A 2021-nucleotide genomic window follows, 5' to 3' on the forward strand; every position below is an offset into this window, starting at 1 on the left:
TGAGATTTGATGCAGCCAGCAAGATTTGCTTTGTCGTTGCTTCGTTGCTGCGCTCCTCGCAATGACGGCCATCGGCGCTGAAGCGCTCATTTCATGAACGACTTCAATGACAAGACCTGCTTCAAGAGGCCGCAGGAAAAATAAATCGCTTCTGAAAATCAGCAAATCAGTCGTATGCTACGCACCGTTCCGGTCCGGATGAGGGACGTACGCGTCGTCACGATACGTTGGACCGGCAATGCGGTGGACGTGAGAGCATCGCGCGCATCTTGCGCGGACGAGCAATGCTTTCATGGACGGCGAAATCGCGTGGTCCTGGCGCCCCGGTGCTGGCGCCCAGCGCGACGCGCATAGCGCGTCGTCGCGACACGGGGGCAATCAAGCCGGTCCCCGAGGAGAGCGCGTATAAGCCGTAAGCCATCGCGCAGGGAATGCCGGTTGATCGGCTGCACCTGTGGTAACTGCCGCCTGCTTTTCTTTCGCAGGCGGGCCATGGGTGAGGCCTTCACCCGGCATTCCCCATAGGCGTTAAGTTTATGCTTGAGTGTTGGAATCCGCCGTGATTCGAACAGGGGATGGCAGACGAATCGCTCCTGAACGAGGACTGGACGAGAGTGGTTGCGCAGCTGGGCGGGGCTGCGCAGCTCGAGAAAACTGCGCGCCAGACGAAGGCCTTCGCGCGTCGGCGGCAGATTCCAGATGCGGTGACGTTACTTCGGCTGATGCTGGCCTATTGTTTGGGTGAAAGAGGGCTGAGATCGACAGCCGCATGGGCGGCTTCTGTTGGCCTTGCCGACCTCACCAGCGTGGCGTTGTTCTATCGGCTGCGTCAATGTGGTGATTGGTTTGCGGTGCTGGTGGAGGGCTTGCTCGCTGCGGCAGCTCCGAAGGCGAGCCAAGGCCGCCTGATCCGCATCATCGATGCGACGACAGTGCCTCAGGCGGGACCGGCTGCGCGCAAGAACAGTGAGCTTTGGCGCGTTCATAGCGCATTTGATCTGCCCTATGAGCGCTTTGGTCACTTCGAGCTGACAGATCAGCAAGAGGGCGAAACGTTTGACCGGATACCAGTGGTCAAGAACGAGATCCGCATTGCTGACCGCGCTTATCTGCAACCTGACCGCATTGCGGCCGTCCGCGAAGCCGGGGCCGACGTTTTGATCCGAGCGGGCTGGAAGAACGCACGTTGGCTTGACGCCAAAGGCCTTCCGTTCGATCTGATGGCCCAATTGCGTGCCGCGAAGGCGCGCGGACTGGTCGATCGGGAGATTTGGATCAAGCGCAAGGGCGGCGCGCCTCTGGCTATGCGTCTGGTCGCAATCAAGAAGCCCACCGGTGCGGCTGCTGCTTCTCGGCGTAAAGCCCGGCAAGACGCAAAAGATGAAAACCGCATCATCTCCAAAGAAACTTTGGAGGCTGCGGATTGGGTCATTCTGATCACGTCGCTCGCGCGGGACGAGTTCTCCACCAAAGATGTGCTTGCGCTCTATCGATTGCGATGGCGGATCGAGCTTGGGTTCAAGCGACTGAAGAGTCTGATTGGCCTCAAGACGCCGCCAGGAACCGATCCGCGCTCTGCCAAGCCCTACCTGCTGGCCCACCTCCTGATCATCCTGTTGCTCGAGCCGCTTGCCAGCGACTTCGAGGACTCTCCCCACTGGACGCAGGCCGCTTAACGACGCCTGGCGCTTGGCGGGTCCTGCAGCAGCTCGTTGCATCCTTGCTGCAAGCAATCATTCCACAACCAACCATCCGTTGCTTGCGCCGCAGAAAACGCGCGTTGGGGCGCCACCTTCGCGAGCCTCCTCGAAAACGCAAGTATCAATCGATGCTCGCGCTACCTTAACGCCTATGCGGCATTCCCTGCGCCCTCGCATTTGAAGAGGGACCTGAAGGATGCATCTCTCGGGCGCAAGGCGCCGCGAGATCGCGCAGCTATGCCCGGTGATGATGACAGGACGAATGGCAGCTTCAATCGGCAGGAGGACGTGATGTCCTCACGCGCCCTGCGCCGCATCCGG

1 protein-coding gene is annotated in these 2021 nt (G+C 60.2%); it reads left to right on the forward strand.

The genetic code is table 11. The features are described 5' to 3' along the window. The first annotated feature begins 575 nt into the window (after positions 1 to 575). Complete coding sequence (locus tag QX132_RS32975) at positions 576 to 1676, forward strand: IS4 family transposase (protein ID WP_315701243.1); 1101 nt, start codon at positions 576 to 578, stop codon at positions 1674 to 1676. Positions 1677 to 2021: the final 345 nt, after the last annotated feature.

Origin of the sequence: Bradyrhizobium sp. SZCCHNRI20481 (genome assembly GCF_032485055.1) — a bacterium.
In the GTDB taxonomy this organism is placed as follows: domain Bacteria; phylum Pseudomonadota; class Alphaproteobacteria; order Rhizobiales; family Xanthobacteraceae; genus Bradyrhizobium.

What these genes read in the sequence shown, in the direction of transcription:
- QX132_RS32975 (WP_315701243.1), top strand. Translation starts at nt 576, where the DNA reads ATGGCAGACGAATCGCTCCTGAACGAGGACTGGACGAGAGTGGTTGCG.